The following is a 16,416-nucleotide window of genomic DNA, read 5'->3' as shown; positions in this document are numbered from 1 at the left end:
CCGTGCTCACGAACGCGTTGCGACGGCCTGGGGAGGAGGATCAGCCGGGAAGGCCCTGCTGGTCGGCGAGCACGCTCACGTCCGCCGCGAGGATCTGCCACGATCCGCGCTGGGCGTACAGGCTGCCGTCGTCCGTGAGCAGGAAGACGCTGCCGCTCTGGTTGCCCCCCGCGATGGCGACGACGCCGTCGGGCCCGCGGACCTCGGTCCCCAGCCCCCCGACCGTCTGCTCGCGGACGACCCGCTGCTGCCCGTCGACGTACACGACCGCGATGGTCGCCCCGTCGATCCACGACAGATCGACCCCCCGGCCCCCGAGGGCGGCCACCGGGAGCGGCTCCCCGAGGGATACGGGGACGGAGCCGCTCTCGTCGCGGACGATCCCCGCGACCCAGACCGCCCATCCGCTTCCCGTTCGGACGAGGGCGGCCAGGCGAGCACCGTCGCGGGACACCCGCATCGCCGAGACCTCCGTGGCGCCGGCCCATCCGGCCGGGATCTTCCGGGCGCTGCCGTCGGGAGCGTAGGCGACGACCTCGCCGGGCCGCTCCTCGGGCACCGTCCAGATGTACCCGAACGTGTCGATCGTCGGTGCCGTCATCCCGGCTCGCGTGTCGAGTTCTCTCCGGCTGCCGTCGGAGTTCACACGGAGGATCGTGCCGGCGCCGGTGCGCACCGCCGCCGTCGTGCGCGGGGCATCCGTCTCCACCGCCTCGGGGTCCGCCTCGTCGAGCGCCTCGGCCAAGCCGGGAACCGTCTCGATGTCGTTGCCGGAGAGGAAGCCGAACGCACCGTCCCGGAGGACGAGCGGACGCGCATCGACCGCCGTCGACCTCGTCGTGCGCGCGGTGACGTCGAGGGGCTCGTCGCCCACCAGCATCTGGACGTCCAGGATGCCCGCTCCGGCCAGGCTCGCCTCGAGCTGGGTCTTCATTCGTGCAAGCGTCTCGCGGTTCAGGTCACGGATCGACGGATCGAAGGAGATCTGCGCGATGCCCGACTCCACCGGTACGGAGGGCTGCGTCAGCGTCACCTCCCCCGTGAACGCCGATCGCACGGATTCCGCCAACCAGGGGCTCGGCGAGCCCGAGACGAGCGCCGCCGTGATCCGCGTGGCGGGGTTGGTGGATGGGAACCAGCGCACGTCGGGGATGAGCGTCCGCCACCCGCGATCGAAGTACGAGAGGTCGTAGCTCTGGAACACCGAGCCGAAGCGGTTCGCATCGAGGATGATCCCGTCGGGCGCCTGCGAGATGCGCCACTGACCCCGTTCCTTCAGGAGGGAGAAGGTGAACGGGATGCGGCCGGGATCGGCCGGACGGTAGGAGCCGGTCGCATCCACCGTCGCGACCGGTTCGACGCTGAACACGAGCTCGTCCTCAGCCGGGGACGTGAGGGAGCTCTCGCCGGGAGCGTAGACGGTGACCCCCGCCTGCGGCTGCCATTTCTGCCGGAACGTCGTCGTCAGGAACTCCTGCGCGACCTTCCAGTTCCCGCGTGGGCCCGAACCGGCGGCGATGAACCCCTCGACGATCTGCTGGGGGGTGGCATCCTTCACGGGACTGTTGGGCACATAGGAGAAGTCCGGCGGACCCTCGACCTCGTCGATCGCCTTGCCGACGTGGACGGGACCGCCGGTGGGCAGACCCGCGCACGCCGTGAGGACGACGGCGAGGAGCAGCGCGACCACGGCGCTGACGGTACGGCGACGGGTCATGATCTCTCCTCCCGCGGGGGCAGGGTGATGGGCTGGGTGAGACCGAGCTCGCCGAGGGCGGCGTCGTCCCGTGGGTCGAGTTCGATGGGCGATCCACCGGTGAGGTGCTCTCCCACCCGCCGCGGCAGCGTCAGGACGAAATGACTCCCCCCGCCCAGCTCCGACCACACCTCGAGCGCGCCGCCGTGCAGGCGCGCGTCTCCCAGCGCGATCGAGAGGCCGAGGCCCGTTCCCCCGATCGTGCGGCGCCGGGACGGGTCGGCGCGCCAGAACCGGTCGAAGACCCTTTCGGTGTCCGCCTCGCTCATCCCCAGCCCGAAGTCGCGCACACCGAGCGCGACGGCGCGTTGATCGCTGTCGACGGTGACGACGATCGGACGGCCCTCGCCGTGCTCGATCGCGTTGCCGAGCAGGTTGCGGACGATGCGTCGGATGCGGCGGGGGTCCATCTCCACGGGTGAATAGCCGCCGGGGGCGACCAACCGCACGTCGCTGCCGTGCTGCTCCGCGAGCTGAGCCATCGACTCGATCGTGTCCTCGGCCAGATGGGCGAGGCTGGTCGCCTCGAGCTCGAGTTGGACCGAACCCGCGTCGTACCGGCTGATCTCCAGCAGGTCGCCGAGGAGCACCTCGAACCGCTGCACCTGGGCGTGCAGCAGCTCGGCGGCGCGGGCGGTCGAGGCATCGAACTCGTCGCGCTGGTCGTTGATCATGTCGGCGGCGAGGCGGATCGTCGTGAGCGGTGTGCGGAGCTCGTGCGAGACATCGGAGACGAATCGCTGCTGCACGAGCGACAGCTCGGCGAGCTCCTTGATCTGTCCTTCGATGCTGTCGGCCATCGCGTTGAAGGAGCGCCCCAGAGTCGCGAATTCGTCCTCGCCGCGAACCGGCAGGCGCACGGCCAGGTCGCCGCCGGCGAGTTTGGCGCTCGTCTCGGCGGCCTGCGCGATGGGCACGGTCACGGACCTCAGGACGAACAGCGAGATTCCGCCGATGAGCACGAGGAGGGCGGCGCCGACCACCCACAGGGTCACCTGGACGAACTGGAGCGTCTGCGCCTCGGAGCCCAGGTCGTACGCGAAGTAGACCTCGTAGGCGCCGGCCTCGGGCACGATCAGCTGCTGCCCCACGATGATGCCGGGTGTCTCGCCGCCGTCGGGCTCGGGAAGGCCGATGGACTGCCACCACTGCCGATCGGCCGACAGCCGCACGCTTTCGCGGAGCTCTGGAGAGATCATCGACTCCTCGAGCCCCCCGGCCTCGAAGTTCTGCGGCGCGATCGCCGAAGGCTCGTCGTCGATGCGGAACACCGCGAGCATGGTGGTCCCCGCCTGTCGGGACAGGATCTCGCGTCGCACCTCATCCATGAGGACCTGCAGCGCCACTTGATCGCTGTCGACGACGGCTGCGTCGAACGTGCTCTGGGCAGCCTGCGTGGCGCGCTGCGCGGCATCCTGCACCTGCTCCGCACGGGATTCGTACAGATCGGTGAGGATCGCGAGCGACATCCACACGAGCGCCACGAGGATCGTCAACGCGGTGAGGGTCAGGGTCACCGCCAGCGTGCGGAACCGGAGCGACCGTCGCCACAGGAATCGGATGCGTCGCTGCCACGACCGCCAGTCGCGCCAGCCCGGGACGACCGTGTGCGTACCGGTGCGAGCCGTCACCGACACGGAACGCTACCCCGACCGGTCACACGGCGGCGCCGGCGCGGTACCCCACGCCGCGCACGGTCGTCACGATCTGCGGATTGTCGGGGTCGCGCTCCACCTTCGCGCGCAGCCGCTGCACGTGGACGTTCACGAGCCTCGTGTCGGCCTTGTAGTGGTATCCCCAGACTTGTTCGAGCAGCATCTCGCGGGTGAAGACCTGCTGGGGCTTGGAGGCCAGTGCGACGAGGAGCTCGAACTCCAACGGGGTGAGGGCGATGACCCCGTCCGCACGGCGGACCTCGTGCGCGGCGACGTCCACCGTCAGATCCCCGATCCGCAGGTTCTCGGTCTGCGCCTCGGCGGTGGGCCGCAACCGGGTGCGGATGCGGGCCACGAGCTCCTTCGGATTGAAGGGCTTGACGATGTAGTCGTCGGCGCCGGACTCCAGGCCCCGGACGACGTCCGCGGTGTCCGTGCGGGCGGTGAGCATGATGATGGGGATGCCGGATTCGGCACGCACCCGGGTGCACACCTCGATGCCGTCCATGCCGGGGAGCATCAGGTCGAGCAGGATCAGGTCGGGACGCTCGTCACGCCACGCGTCGACGGCTTCCGCGCCATCCGCGCAGAAGGCGACGTCGAAGCCTTCGGTGCGCAGCACGATGCCGATCATCTCTGCGAGGGCGGTGTCGTCGTCGACCACCAGGATGCGCGATGTCATAGAACCGATGTCGTCCTTCAGGGATGGCGGAAGCCGGTGCTCCGCCCACGGGTGAGTCCACAGTAACCGACAGTCGGTCGCTCCCGCCCGGACGACGCACGGCCCCTCCTGCGCAGGAGGGGCCGTGCGGTCGCGATGGCGGTGCCGATCAGGCGTGGAGGTCGAACCGGTCCAGCTCGGTGACCTTGGTCCACGCTGCGACGAAGTCGTGGACGAACTTCTCCGCCGCGTCGTCGGAGGCGTAGACCTCGGCGATCGCGCGCAGTTCCGAGTTGGAGCTGAACACCAGGTCGGCACGGGTGCCGACGCCGATCTGCGAGCCGTCGGCGGCGACGCCGCGGAAGGCGTGCGAGCCCGGATCCAGCGGCGTCCACGTCGAACCGAGGTCGAGCAGGTTCACGAACACGTCGTTCGTCAGCGCGCCCGGCCGGTCGGTGAACACGCCGTGGGTCGAGCCGTCCCAGTTCGCGCCGACGGCCCGGAGGCCGCCCACGAGCACCGTCATCTCGGGCGCGCTGAGGGTCAGCAGGTTCGCCTTGTCGATGAGGTGGTGCTCGGCGGGCAGGAACGCGTTCGGGCCGTAGTAGTTGCGGAACCCGTCGGCGGCCGGCTCGAGGTAGCCGAACGACAGCTCGTCCGTCTGCTCCTGCGATGCGTCGGTGCGGCCAGGGCGGAACGGCACGGAGACGTCCACGCCGGCATCCTTCGCCGCCTTCTCCACGCCCGCGTTGCCCGCGAGCACGATGAGATCGGCGAGCGAGACCCTCTTGCCGCCCTGCTGCTCGGCGTCGAAGTCCGCCTTCACGCCTTCGAGGGCGGCGAGGACCGTCTGCAGCTGCTCGGGGTTGTTGACCTCCCAGTCCTTCTGCGGCGCGAGGCGGATGCGGGCGCCGTTGACGCCGCCGCGCTTGTCGCTGCCGCGGAAGGTGGATGCCGCCGCCCAGGTCGTCGCGACCAGCTGGGCCGTCGTCAGGCCGGTGCCGAGGATGCGCTCCTTGAGGACAGCGGCATCCGCGTCGTCGATCAGCTCGTGGTCGACCGCGGGCACCGGGTCCTGCCAGATGAGCTCCTCCTGCGGCACCTCGGGACCGAGGTAGCGGGCCACGGGGCCCATGTCGCGGTGGGTGAGCTTGAACCAGGCGCGGGCGAACGCGTCACCGAAGGCGACGGGGTCGTCCTTGAAGCGCCGCGACACCTCGTCGTAGGCCGGATCCATCCGGAGGGCGAGGTCGCTCGTGAGCATGCGGGGCTCGCGACGGCCGTCGGAGTGGGCCAGCGGCACCATGTCGGCGCCGGCGCCGTTCTTCGGACGCCACTGGTGTCCGCCGCCGGGACTGCGCATGAGCTCCCAGTCGTAGGCGTAGAGGATGTGGAAGAACTCGTTGTCCCAACGGGTGGGGTGGTAGGTCCACGTGACCTCGAGGCCCGAGGTGATCGTGTCGTCGCCCTTGCCGGTGCCGTGGTTGTTCTTCCAACCGAGGCCCTGGTGCTCGAGGCCGGCGGCCTCGGGGTTGTCCTCGACGTTGGTGTCGGGGGCGGCGCCGTGCGTCTTGCCGAAGGTGTGCCCACCGGCGATGAGGGCGACGGTCTCCTCGTCGTCCATGCCCATGCGACCGAAGGTCTCGCGGATGTCGCGGGCCGACTTCAGCGGGTCGGGCTCACCGTTCGGGCCCTCGGGGTTGACGTAGATGAGCCCCATCTGGACCGCTGCGAGCGGCTTCTCGAGGTTGCGATCACCGCTGTACCGCTCGTCGGCGAGCCACGTGGTCTCGGGTCCCCAGTACACGTCGTCGTCCGGCTCCCAGACGTCGGGGCGTCCGCCGCCGAAGCCGAAGGTCTCGAAGCCCATGGTCTCGAGCGCGACGTTGCCGGCGAGGATCATGAGGTCGCCCCACGAGAGCGACTGGCCATAGGTCTTCTTGACGGGCCAGAGAAGGCGACGCGCCTTGTCGAGGTTGACGTTGTCGGGCCAGCTGTTGAGCGGCGCGAAGCGCTGCTGCCCGGTGCCGCCGCCGCCGCGGCCGTCGGTCGCGCGGTACGTGCCGGCGGAGTGCCAGGCCATGCGGATCATGAGGGGGCCGTAGTTGCCGAAGTCGGCGGGCCACCAGTCCTGCGAGGTGGTCAGCACCTTGGCGATGTCCGCCTTCACTGCGGCGAGGTCGAGGCTCTCGAACGCCGCCTTGTAGTCGAAGTCCTCGCCGACGGGGTTGCCCACCGCGGGGTTCTTCTTCAGGATGCGGAGGTTCAGCTGGTTGGGCCACCACACCTGGTTGGCGGTCCCGACGGTGGGATGCGGCTGGCCGCCGTGGTTGGCACGGTCGGCGCCGGGCGCCGCGTGGATGACGGGGCAGGCGTCGGCGGTGTTCTCCCGGGGCCGCGTCTCGCCGTCGCCGCGCTCGTCGACCGGGGTGTCGATGGGGGTGACGGCCTGGTCGACGTCGGTGGCCTCGGCGCCGATGGGCTCGGCCTGGGGGTCACGGTCGCTCATGGTGATCCTTCCGTTCGGGTGGGTGGGAGTGGGCGGATGGGTTCAGGCGGCGGCCTCGGCGGCGCACGGGCCGCAGAGCCCCCAGTAGGTCACTTCGGCGGACGCGATCCGGAAGCCGTGATCGTCCGAGGGGTGCAGGCAGGGCGCGGCGCCGACGGCGCAGTCGACGTCCTGCACGCGGCCACATGAGGTGCACACGAGATGGTGATGGTTGTCGTCGACGCGCAGCTCGAACAGCATGGGCTGTCCGGCCGGCTCGATGCGACGGACGATAGCGGCATCCGCGAAGTCGTTCAGCGCGTTGTACACCGACTGACGACTCGCCTTCGGCAGGGCGCCGACGACCTCGGCGAAGACGGCGTCCGCGCTCGCGTGCGGGTGGGCGGCGAGCGCGGCGAAGACCGCCAGCCGCGACTCGGTCACCCGCAGCCCGGCATCGCGCAGGGCGACAGCGTGGTCCGCGGCGAGATCGGTCATGATGACCAGCGTACGCGTTCTTTTGATCCCATCAAAAGAGAGGAACGTCGGGCGTGTCGGCTCCACAGCCGCGGGCACGCACCCGTCCGCTGCGCAGGATCAGACGCGGAGCGTCTCGTGACGGACGACGACCCACCCCTTGGGAACCGACATCCGGCCGGTGTGGATGGCGCAGAGATCGTGGGCGTGCGGGTCGTTCCCCGCGCCGAGCGGACCGAGGACGGCCATCTGGTCGCCGTAGTCGTAGGTCAGGGTCGTGACGGCCTCACGGGCGCAGCCCACCTTGGAGCAGAGTCTGTCGAGCATCGCCTCCACGCTATCGGCGCGACGCGGCACCGGCGGGGAGCCGCGCCGGACTCAGCGCACCCCGCGGGCAGTGAGTGCGTCCCCGAGATCGTCCGCGTGACGGAGCGCGAGTACGAGGAAGGGAACCACGAAGACCCGGATGCCGCGGGCGCCCCGCGCGCGCTGGGCGTCACGGACCTCGCGCGCCAGGCGTGCGAGGGTCGGCACCGTTCCGAGCGCGACCACGAGCAGGAGAGCGACACGGCCGGCATCCACGCCGAAGACCCGCAGCGGAACCAGCGCTCGCTCCGCGGTGTCGAGGAGAGCCGCCACCGGGGTCGTCAGGGCGAGCAGCCCGGCGAGCGAGACGGCCGCGACGATGCGAACGGTTCCGACGGTCGCCGCTTCGACGCCCAGGAAGATGCACGGAATGCCGAAGGCCACCGCGATGAGCCAGCGCAGCGTCCACACCTGTCGGGCCAGCTGCGCCGGACCGACCCCCGGAACGAGGTAGCAGACGATGCACGCGCCGGCGGCGACGACCGCGGCCGGCCACGTCGAGGGCAGGAGCGAGACGCCGAGCACCAGGAGGAGGAGGACGAGCGTCTTCGGCCCTGCCGGCATCCGGTGCCACGGTCCCGTTCCCGGGCGGTAGAGGGTCAGCATCGCCAGCTCGCGGAATGCGCCGCGACGACGTCGGCCGCCGCACCCACCTGCGCGATCCGACCCTCGCGCATCCGGACGGCGACATCGCACCGCGCGGCGAGATCGAGGTCGTGCGTCACGACGACGAGGCGGTGGCCGGCGTCGGCGAGGAGATGCCCGGAGACGACGTGCGCGTTCCGCCCGTCGAGGAAGGCGGTCGGCTCGTCGGCGATCACCAGGTCCGGTCGCCGGACGAAGGCCCCGCAGAGCGCGAGGAGCTGCTTCTGCCCGCCGGAGAGCTCATACGCAGGGCGATCGGCGAGGCCCGCGAGGCCGAACCTCTCGAGCGCAACAGCGACGCGCATATGCCGCTCCGGCCGGGACAGCCGGTCGGCGCGGAGCGAGAAGGCGACGTCCTCCGCGACGGTGGGCATGACGATCTGCGCGTCGGGATTGCTGAAGACGATCGCGGTGCGGCGGCGGAGGGCCGCGGCATCCCTCACCGTGTCGAGGCCCAGGACCTCCACGCGTCCCGCCGACGGGCGCACGAGTCCACCGATGAGCCGGGCGAGCGTCGACTTGCCCGAGCCGTTGTCACCGACCACGGCGACCGTGCGGGCGTCGAGCACGAGGTCGACGTCGTGGAGGACGTCGGTGTCGGCCAGTCGGACCGAGACGCCGGCGAGTCGGACGGCGCTGGTCACCGGACCGGCGCCGCCTCGCGTGCGACGCTCGGGCGCGGAGACCAGGTGCGCCGGAACGCGCGTGGGTAGCCGCGGACCAGCGCACCCACGACGACGGTCGCGACGACGGCCTTGACGAGGTCGCCGGGCACGAACGCGAGGTTGGCGAGCGCGGCCTCCCCTGGACCGATGCGCATGACGAGGCTCTGGAGCGGGATGCCGCAGGCGTACACAGCGAGGACGCCGCCGACGAGCACACCGAGGAAGGTGCGCCACCACACCGGCCGCCGTCCCCCGGCATGCACGATCAGCCCGATGATCACGACGCCGACGAGCCAGCCGAGGAGGTAGCCCGCCGTCGGCCCGACGAAGACCGCCGCTCCCCCGCGCCCACCGGCGAGCAGAGGCAACCCGAGGGCCACGAGCGCCAGCAGGGTCGCGACGGACACCGCGCCGACGAGCGGCCCGAGGATCGCGCCCGCGAGCATGACTCCGAGCGTCTGTGCCGTGATGGGCACCCCGCCGAAGACGGTGAAGGACCCGGGGAGCCCGAGGACGGCGATGACGCCGGCGAAGATCGCTGCGCGTGCGAGATCGGTGGTGTCCAGACGCAGAGTCGGGTGCGGGCGGGTCATCTCATCCTCCTGAACGCCGTTCATGTGAACGGCGTTCAGGTAGGGTAACCGCATGACGCCTCCGGACTCAAACCGGCCCCCTCGTGCGCCGCGCCGGACGAAGGACGACGTCGTCGACGCCGCGGTCGAACTGCTCGACCGCGTCGGTCTTCCCGACCTTTCGATGCGGCGCCTCGCCGAGGAGCTCGGCGTCCAGCCCAGCGCCCTGTATTGGCACGTGGCGAGCAAACAGGAGCTGTTGGCCGCCGTCAGCGCACGCATCCTCGCTCCCGTCGCCCTCCGCCCGTCAGACCCGGAGGACCTCGCCGCCGCGGCCGTGACGTTGGGACATCGCCTCCACGACGGGCTGCTCGCCCACCGGGACGGCGCCGAGGTCGTCTCCAGCTCGCTCGCGCTCGGCCTCGTGGCATCTCCGGTGCACCAGGCTCTCTCCGCACAGGCCGATTCGACGACCGCCCGCGTGGTGGCCGACGCGGTCACCCATTACGTCGTCGGGGTCACCTTCCACGAGCAGCAACGCCGGTCAGCGGATGCCTGGGGCACCGCCGCACCCGGGGTCGCCGTCACGGCATCCTCGTTCGCGCACCCGACCGAGGATGCGTTCTCCGCCGCACTCGCTCTCATCGTGGACGGCATCGCGGCCCGGCGGAGCGGCATCGGACGACCAGCCGACGCCTAGGATGGCGTCATGCGCAGCAAGGTGGACCCGTGAGGCGACGCGCTCGCACGACCGCCCGGCCCGATCGGCACGGCCGGCACGGCCGGCTCGACCGCAGCTCCGTGGTCCGCCCACCGCTGCCCGCCATCGAGACCCGCGCCGAGAAGTTCGACCTGACCGTCACGACGGCCGTCGAGTTCCTCCGGAGCGCGTGGCCCGAGCTCCGGGAAGTCCGCTTCGACATCGGGTGGATGCCGGACGCGTCCGACGACGACGGGATCCCGCGCTGGGAGGTCCAGGGCGAGCAGAAGCGGATCATCCTGTTCCGCCTGCCGATCGAACGGCTCGCGCGGCTTCACCGCAATGACGACCTGCACCGCCGCATGATGATCGAGAGCTGCGTCTTCCGCGCCGCCGCGGAGTATCTCGATCGCGATCCGTGGGACCTCGGCCCCGACCGCTTCCGTTTCTGACCGCGGCGGAGCCGCGGGGGTGGGTGTCAGCGGGGCCGCACGACGACCGGCGCGGCCGCCGCATCGGCCGGGACGACGGCGTAGCCCGCGATGGCGTCGGGCGCGGTGAAGGTGACGCTCGCGCGGAGGGTCCCCCCCGCGGGATCCAGCCGGTACAGTCCGCCGGCCCGCAGATCGACCGACGCCGAACCCCCCGCGGGGATCCGGATCTCGCGAGGCTCGCCCTCGCCCGCGTCGTCCGTCAACACCGCCGCGACCTCCTGCGTGCCGGGGTTGACGACGGCCAGCTGCGGCTGCGGCCCCTGTGCGACGGCGAAGAGGGAGGGGACCCGGATGTCGTCGGCCGTGCCGTACCAGGCGAAATCAGACCCGGCATCCGCCCCGGTCGAGGCATGGGCGGAGGCGACGACCGGAGCGCCGGCGTCGACGTCCACGCGGTAGCGACCCTGCGACAGTCGGTCCAGATCGATCTCGATCGGGACCCCCGCCGTCAGCGCCAGCTCGGGGAACGAGGCAGCGGGGGTCTTCCCGCCGACGGGAGTCACCGACACCGACGCCGTCGTGTCGTCGGAGGGCGCGAGCAGTCGCACCGCGGTGTCGGTGGGCTCATCGCCCTCGCCGATCGCGCTGAACGCGGGAATCGTCTGCTGCGCGCGCGGCAGACCGGTCGCTCCCCCTTGATCCACCCCGACCGGGACGAGGGTGCGGGTGAGACTGGACTGGAGTGTCGCCTGCACCGGGGCCTGCGTGGCGGAGACGAGCACGACGGGGCTCGCCTCGCCGAGCGCCAGGGACGCCAGCGGCACGATCCGCTGCTGCTTCGGCGGCACGAGGATTCCCGCTCCTGCTTCGGGCGTGACGCGGCCGCCGGATGCGAAGACGGTGAGCTCGACCCGGGCGGCGACGTCTCCCGGATTCGCGATGATCACGAGGTCGGCGGCACCGGTCAGGCCCGTGCCTGCGGAGAGCCACGTCTCCATCGCGGGCGGGCCGCACGCTGAGGCGGCGAAGCCGGTGAGATCGTCGGCATCCACCCGAGCGGACCCCGCGGCTGCGAGGTCCGTCCGCATCCGATCGACGGGCGCGGCGGAGAACGAGTCGACGGGCGGACCGTCGGGTACCGCGGAGGCGATCTCCGCAACCGACGGCGGGGCATCGCCTGCAGCGGTCCCCGACACGACGCTCTGCTCGGCGGCGACCTGCACCTCCGCCGCATCGTCCGAGTTGCGCCCGGCCGCGAGGACGGGTCCGGTACACGACAGGAGGGATGTGGCGGCCTCGGGACGGGTGGTGAGCGACAGCGTCGGACGCTCGATCTCAGGCAGGGGCGTCGTCACGAACAGGAACGCGCCGGTGACGACGAGGACGCTCACCACACCCCCGATGCCCCGACGGATTCGCCTGCCGGTCGTCATGAAGCGCTCCTCTCCGCCGCGAGGGCGTCGCGTTCGCCGATGATGCGCGGGTGCCGTCGACCGGCTCGGAGGCTCGCCCGGGTGGGGACGGCCAGCAGCAGGGCAATCACGATGACACCGAGCTGGAGGAGCGCGACACGGATCGATGTCGGCCCCGATGCGTCGTCGACGGTGCGTTCCGCGATCGCACCCTCGACACTCCACAGGGTGCCGCGGGCCGTGTCGCCGACGCTCACGAGATCGGCGCGCTGATTCAGCAGGTTCTGGGCGCCGAGTCGACCCGCCCGGGCCAGATCGCTCTCGCGGGGCGCCCGCTCGAGGAGGACGTACGCCACGCCGTGGCGGGCGAGGGTCGACACGACGTCGCCGCCGGTCGTCGAGACCAGGTCGGCCGTCACCCGGGCGAGCTCCCGGTCACCGGTGGTCAATCCGGAACGGGTCGATTGCAGCGTCGTCTGCCCGCCGAGCGTCTCGCTCGCACCCCAGACCACGGATGCCGAATACGCGGCATCCGACTGCACCGTCAGGACGAGGGTCGCCGTCTGCTCACCGTCGCGCTCTCCTTCGCTGCCCGCGGTCTGCACATAGGCGGGGAGCGTGCTCGTCGGTCCGTCCGTCAGAGCGGACTGTCCACGGACGGCGGCCGTGAGCGCCGGCACCGCGCCGACGGCGAGGAATGCGATCACGAGGGACGCAGCGACGGGCACGAGCGCGTCGGCACGTCGCAGCCCGTCCAGCCCCGCGACCGCGGCGAGAACGAGACCCGCCCAGGCAAGCGAGAGTCCACTGCCGGGCCAGATCGGGACGGGTCCGGACATTCCCGCCGTCAGGGCGATCCCGGATCCGACGACGGCGGTCGCAACACCCAGAAGAGCCGCGACGAGGGCGACGGATGCCGGCAGGAGCCGTCCGAGGACAGGACCGAGCAGCGCCAGGATCAGGACAGGGGCGGTGAAAGCCGCAACCCACCAGGCCCGTCCGTCGTCGCCGAGGAATTGTGCCCAGCCGACGCCGTCGGTCGAGGGGAAGCCGAAGGCGAACAGGATCTTCGGCAGCAGCCCATCCGGCTCGCCGGCGATCGCGAGCGGACGCCCGGGGTCGGCGAAGATCGCCAGCGGGTCACCGAGCACCACGTGATACCAGCCCACGGGCACGAAGACGGCGATGGACGGCACGACCAGCCAGGCGATGCGGCCGGCGCCCCTGCCGCGGCGGGTCGAGACCGACAGTCCGAGCGCGCCGAGCCAGAGCACGATCAGCGCGGGGCCCAGCGAGGGGGCGCACGCCGTCACCACCACGAGGAGGATCGACGCCAGTCCCGCGCTGCTCCACGAACGCCTGGCGGCGAGCGCCGTGTACACCAGCCACGGGAGTGTCAGGTGGAGGATGACCGCGGCCGGTCGCCCCTCGACGAGGGCCGCGAGGAACATCGGCGCCACGGCCCACGCGAATCCCGCAGCCGCGCGCAGAACGGGACGCGCCGTGACCCGTGTCGCGGCGAACCAACCGCCCAGAGCAGCCAATGGGAGCGCGAGGAACCAGAGGACGACGAGCGCGCGGGACGGAGCGAAGGGCGCCAGCGATCCGATCGCGGCGACGACGGCGGCGAACGGGTCGGCGGGGCCGACCGTGTCCCATCCCAAGGCACGGGGGCCGTAGGCGGCATCCGTCCACAGCGCGAGGACGCCACTGCGCAGCGGAGCGAGACCGCCGCCGCCGAGGACGGGCCACGCCAGAAGCGCACCGAACGACAGCACCGACGTCGCGAGGGCGCCGAGGACGAGCCACGCCCCTCCCCCGCTGAAGAAATGCAGATCCTCCCGGGGAGCGGCGGCGGCATCGGCCTCGTCCTCGAGACGCTCGCGCAGATCGCGGCGCCCGATGCGCAGCGGTGCGATGGACGACCACGGCGCGGAGCGGTGGCGGCGGATCGCTCGGCGCGCACGCACCACGGCGGCGAGACCGAACAGGACCGCGAACGACGCCACCCACTCCGGGCCGATCCGACCCGGGTTCTTCGCGAGGAGATGTCCCAACGTCCGCCACAGCGCCAACGGGAGGAGGCTCAGCCAATGGAAGGGGGCGGCGAGCGCAGGTGCGTAGACCATCCGGCGATGCAGTTGAGCTTTGCGTTCGGCGTAGAGACGACGGCCCCGCGCCCCCGCGGAACGTCCCGTCGAGGCGCCGGCGACACCGTCGCCCGCAACGGCCACGAGAGCGGTGGGGGCGAGCGCGACCCGCCCGCCCGACAGCCGGGCGCGGATGCCGAGGTCGAGTCCCTCGTCGGCGCCCGCGAGACCCGGGTCGACGCCGCCGAGGTCCTGCCACACCTGCGCACGTACGAGGACGCCGCGGATGTCCGCGCCGAGCACGTCTTCGCCCGTGTCGTGCTGCCCCTGGTCGAGCTCGCCGTCGGCCAGGCCGACGGTGCGGCCGGTGCGCGTCATGGTCACACCGAGGGAGACGATGCGACTCGGGTCATCCCACGAGACCAGCTTCGGTGCCGCGAGGGCGACGGACGGCGCGGTCTCGAGTGCACCGGCGAGTCGGGCGAGCGCATCGGGAGCGGGCGCCGTGTCCTGCGCGAGCAGCCACACCGCGTCTCCGGTGAGGCGGCGTTGGGCGAGTCGGAGCGCGTCGGCGAAACCCGTTGCGCGGCCCGTGACGATGACGGCCTCGGCGCCGGACTCTGAGGCCAGCTTCTTGAGCGCCTCGTCGGGGCCGCACAGGACGACCGTCAGCGCGTCGACGCGCCGCGTCTGGGCGGCGAGCGCACGCAGCGTGCGACTCAGATGAAGATCCCTGGGGCCGCGTCCGTGGGGGCGGACGACGAGGATCGCGTGTACTCGGGCGGGCATGACCAGGTCAGCCTAGGTCGCGTGTCGGCCGTCGCGGGGAGGACGGCCGGGGTGGCGCGGATCGCGTCAGGACGCGTGTCGCTTGAGCTTGCGGCGCTCCCGCTCGCTCAGTCCGCCCCAGATGCCGAACCGCTCGTCGTTCTGCAGCGCGTACTCGAGGCACTCACCCCGAACGTCGCAGGAGGTGCAGATGCGCTTGGCGTCGCGCGTGGATCCGCCCTTTTCGGGGAAGAACGCCTCGGGATCGGTCTGTGCGCACAGGGCATCGGCCTGCCATGCAAGAGCCGTGTCCTCATCGGTGTCGGCACGCCGGCGGACACCGGGAACCCCGAGGTTCACCGGGTCGACGAACCAATTCTCGGGAACGCCGGAACGGTAACCCGTCATCTTGCTCTCCCACCTGTAGACACTCGCCGCGGTGCGGCCGATGCCTAATTACACCCGTGTGATTCGCTCCGGTCAAGTCGCAAATCGTAAACCCTCAACCCGACATTGAATCTTCTTGAGGCCACCGGCGTGTCGCGCGCCTCACCGCCGACGTCCGGGGCGGGCGACGTACACGACGCCGACTCCGTCCAGGACCAGTGAGTCCTCGTCCTGCGCGTACGCGGCCGTGCCCGGGGTGAGTTCGACACCCGCTCCGTCGACGGACACGGAGACCGCGCCCTCGGTCGCGAGGACGATCGCGGGACCGTCGAGCGCGACCGCCATGGGTCCGCGGGCCACCCGATGACGCGTCAGGAGGAAGTCGGGGACGCCGACGTCGAACACCTCGCCGGCGCCGTCGTCGACGGGGATCAGCGCTGCGGCCGCGGCGGGTTCGGTGTCCACGATGCGCATGAGCTCGGCGACATCGATGTGCTTCGGCGTGAGGCCGCCGCGCAGCACGTTGTCGCTCGCCGCCATCACTTCGACGCCGAGACCGTCCTGATAGGCGTGGAGCACACCGGCAGGTGCGAAGACGGCCTCCCCCTTTCGCAGCACGACGAGGTTCATGAGCAGCGCGACCACGATCCCCGCGTCACGCGGGAAGTCTCGGACGATCGCGCGGAGGACGTCGATCTCCTCCTCGAATCCGGGGACGTCGGCGTCCTGAAGCACCGAGGACAGATCCGTGACGACGTCCTCGGCGCGACCGCTAAGAGCCGCGTCGATGACGGAGCGGAGCGCGTCGCCGGGGGCGCCCTCGGCCAGCTCCTTCCGCAGCCGTCGCACGCCGGATGCCTCGCCGAGACCTGCCAGCAGCCGGTCGGTGTCGGCGACGGGACGCAGCCCCACGAGCGCACGGAAGCGCTCGCTGACGGCGACGATGATCTCCGGCTTGTGGTTGTCGTCGCGGTAGATGCGCTCCGCTGCGTCACGCGGGATCCCGGCGGCGTCCTCGGCCGCGAAACCCGCCCTCGCCTGGGCGAGATCGGGGTGCGCCTGGATCGACAGTGACGAGGAGGCCGCCAGGATCTTCAGCAGGAAGGGCAGGTGAGGCTCGCCGGCCTGCGAGCGCGCATCCGCGAGGGTCCGTCCGTCGCCCAGTCGCGCGGGGCTTCCCGGGTGGTCGCCGAACCAGACCTCGGCCTCCGGTTCGCCGGTGGGCGTGCGCCCCTGCAGTTCCGGGATGGCCGTGGGGGAACCCCACGAATAGTCACGGGGATCGTTCGCAAGCGTCTCGAGCACGCGATCAGCCTAGGCCGTGGGCCGGAACGCACGGG

At 71.5% G+C, this 16,416-nt stretch carries 15 protein-coding genes; 2 read left to right on the top strand and 13 right to left on the bottom strand.

The window, feature by feature from the left end; translation table 11 throughout:
• Positions 1-40: 40 nt before the first annotated feature.
• The 9 genes from ACIQLK_RS12505 to ACIQLK_RS12465 all read right to left on the bottom strand — a co-directional run bounded on the left by ACIQLK_RS12505 (position 41) and on the right by ACIQLK_RS12465 (position 9,306).
• Positions 41-1,717 carry an LpqB family beta-propeller domain-containing protein gene (locus ACIQLK_RS12505; protein WP_400365119.1) on the bottom strand — a complete coding sequence of 559 codons (1,677 nt, stop codon included), beginning with the start codon at positions 1,715-1,717 and terminating at the stop codon, positions 41-43.
• On the bottom strand, positions 1,714-3,393 hold the full coding sequence (mtrB, locus tag ACIQLK_RS12500; RefSeq protein ID WP_400365118.1) for an MtrAB system histidine kinase MtrB: 1,680 nt from the start codon (positions 3,391-3,393) through the stop codon (positions 1,714-1,716). The genes ACIQLK_RS12505 and mtrB overlap by 4 nt, the downstream gene beginning before the upstream one ends.
• A gap of 19 nt (positions 3,394-3,412) precedes the next feature.
• Positions 3,413-4,093, bottom strand: coding sequence for an MtrAB system response regulator MtrA (gene mtrA, locus ACIQLK_RS12495; protein WP_400365117.1), 681 nt, complete (start codon positions 4,091-4,093; stop codon positions 3,413-3,415).
• Positions 4,094-4,241: 148 nt separating this feature from the next.
• Complete coding sequence (gene katG, locus ACIQLK_RS12490) at positions 4,242-6,581, bottom strand: catalase/peroxidase HPI (RefSeq protein ID WP_400365116.1); 2,340 nt, start codon at positions 6,579-6,581, stop codon at positions 4,242-4,244.
• A gap of 42 nt (positions 6,582-6,623) precedes the next feature.
• Positions 6,624-7,058, bottom strand: coding sequence for a Fur family transcriptional regulator (locus ACIQLK_RS12485; protein WP_400365115.1), 435 nt, complete (start codon positions 7,056-7,058; stop codon positions 6,624-6,626).
• Between the two features lie 99 nt (positions 7,059-7,157).
• Positions 7,158-7,364 (bottom strand): DUF3499 family protein, encoded by a 207-nt coding sequence (locus ACIQLK_RS12480; RefSeq protein ID WP_065569900.1) that lies wholly within the window; start codon positions 7,362-7,364, stop codon positions 7,158-7,160.
• 51 nt (positions 7,365-7,415) lie between these two features.
• Positions 7,416-8,009, bottom strand: coding sequence for an energy-coupling factor transporter transmembrane component T family protein (locus ACIQLK_RS12475; protein ID WP_400365114.1), 594 nt, complete (start codon positions 8,007-8,009; stop codon positions 7,416-7,418).
• Positions 8,003-8,692, bottom strand: a complete 690-nt coding sequence (locus tag ACIQLK_RS12470; protein ID WP_400365113.1) for an energy-coupling factor ABC transporter ATP-binding protein — start codon at positions 8,690-8,692, stop codon at positions 8,003-8,005. Before ACIQLK_RS12470 ends, ACIQLK_RS12475 begins: the two co-directional genes overlap by 7 nt.
• Positions 8,689-9,306, bottom strand: coding sequence for a biotin transporter BioY (locus ACIQLK_RS12465; RefSeq protein ID WP_400365112.1), 618 nt, complete (start codon positions 9,304-9,306; stop codon positions 8,689-8,691). Before ACIQLK_RS12465 ends, ACIQLK_RS12470 begins: the two co-directional genes overlap by 4 nt.
• Positions 9,307-9,358: 52 nt before the next feature.
• Between ACIQLK_RS12465 and ACIQLK_RS12460 the strand changes: the two genes are divergently transcribed.
• Positions 9,359-9,985, top strand: coding sequence for a TetR family transcriptional regulator (locus ACIQLK_RS12460; protein ID WP_400365111.1), 627 nt, complete (start codon positions 9,359-9,361; stop codon positions 9,983-9,985).
• Positions 9,986-10,014: 29 nt separating this feature from the next.
• Positions 10,015-10,437, top strand: a complete 423-nt coding sequence (locus tag ACIQLK_RS12455) for a metallopeptidase family protein (protein ID WP_400365110.1) — start codon at positions 10,015-10,017, stop codon at positions 10,435-10,437.
• A gap of 26 nt (positions 10,438-10,463) precedes the next feature.
• On the opposite strand, the gene ACIQLK_RS12450 is transcribed toward ACIQLK_RS12455, so the two are convergent.
• The 4 genes from ACIQLK_RS12450 to manA all read right to left on the bottom strand — a co-directional run bounded on the left by ACIQLK_RS12450 (position 10,464) and on the right by manA (position 16,381).
• Positions 10,464-11,852 carry a DUF5719 family protein gene (locus ACIQLK_RS12450; RefSeq protein ID WP_400365109.1) on the bottom strand — a complete coding sequence of 463 codons (1,389 nt, stop codon included), beginning with the start codon at positions 11,850-11,852 and terminating at the stop codon, positions 10,464-10,466.
• Entirely contained in the window at positions 11,849-14,710 is a 2,862-nt protein-coding gene (locus tag ACIQLK_RS12445; RefSeq protein ID WP_400365108.1) for a glycosyltransferase, read from the bottom strand. The genes ACIQLK_RS12450 and ACIQLK_RS12445 overlap by 4 nt, the downstream gene beginning before the upstream one ends.
• 66 nt (positions 14,711-14,776) lie before the next feature.
• Complete coding sequence (locus ACIQLK_RS12440) at positions 14,777-15,097, bottom strand: WhiB family transcriptional regulator (protein WP_400365107.1); 321 nt, start codon at positions 15,095-15,097, stop codon at positions 14,777-14,779.
• 141 nt (positions 15,098-15,238) lie between these two features.
• Positions 15,239-16,381 carry a mannose-6-phosphate isomerase, class I gene (manA, locus tag ACIQLK_RS12435; RefSeq protein ID WP_400365106.1) on the bottom strand — a complete coding sequence of 381 codons (1,143 nt, stop codon included), beginning with the start codon at positions 16,379-16,381 and terminating at the stop codon, positions 15,239-15,241.
• Between the last annotated feature and the right edge of the window lie 35 nt (positions 16,382-16,416).

This window comes from Microbacterium sp. NPDC091382 (assembly GCF_044757025.1).
In the GTDB taxonomy this organism is placed as follows: domain Bacteria; phylum Actinomycetota; class Actinomycetes; order Actinomycetales; family Microbacteriaceae; genus Microbacterium.
The sequence above is the reverse complement of the archived record's forward strand: the minus strand, read 5'-3'. Positions and strand labels throughout refer to the sequence as shown.

What these genes read in the sequence shown, in the direction of transcription:
- ACIQLK_RS12505 (WP_400365119.1), bottom strand. Translation starts at nt 1,717, where the DNA reads ATGACCCGTCGCCGTACCGTCAGCGCCGTGGTCGCGCTGCTCCTCGCC.
- katG (WP_400365116.1), bottom strand. Translation starts at nt 6,581, where the DNA reads ATGAGCGACCGTGACCCCCAGGCCGAGCCCATCGGCGCCGAGGCCACC.
- ACIQLK_RS12475 (WP_400365114.1), bottom strand. Translation starts at nt 8,009, where the DNA reads ATGCTGACCCTCTACCGCCCGGGAACGGGACCGTGGCACCGGATGCCG.
- ACIQLK_RS12440 (WP_400365107.1), bottom strand. Translation starts at nt 15,097, where the DNA reads ATGACGGGTTACCGTTCCGGCGTTCCCGAGAATTGGTTCGTCGACCCG.
- ACIQLK_RS12445 (WP_400365108.1), bottom strand. Translation starts at nt 14,710, where the DNA reads ATGCCCGCCCGAGTACACGCGATCCTCGTCGTCCGCCCCCACGGACGC.
- ACIQLK_RS12460 (WP_400365111.1), top strand. Translation starts at nt 9,359, where the DNA reads ATGACGCCTCCGGACTCAAACCGGCCCCCTCGTGCGCCGCGCCGGACG.
- mtrA (WP_400365117.1), bottom strand. Translation starts at nt 4,093, where the DNA reads ATGACATCGCGCATCCTGGTGGTCGACGACGACACCGCCCTCGCAGAG.
- ACIQLK_RS12480 (WP_065569900.1), bottom strand. Translation starts at nt 7,364, where the DNA reads ATGCTCGACAGACTCTGCTCCAAGGTGGGCTGCGCCCGTGAGGCCGTC.
- ACIQLK_RS12485 (WP_400365115.1), bottom strand. Translation starts at nt 7,058, where the DNA reads ATGACCGATCTCGCCGCGGACCACGCTGTCGCCCTGCGCGATGCCGGG.
- ACIQLK_RS12450 (WP_400365109.1), bottom strand. Translation starts at nt 11,852, where the DNA reads ATGACGACCGGCAGGCGAATCCGTCGGGGCATCGGGGGTGTGGTGAGC.
- ACIQLK_RS12465 (WP_400365112.1), bottom strand. Translation starts at nt 9,306, where the DNA reads ATGACCCGCCCGCACCCGACTCTGCGTCTGGACACCACCGATCTCGCA.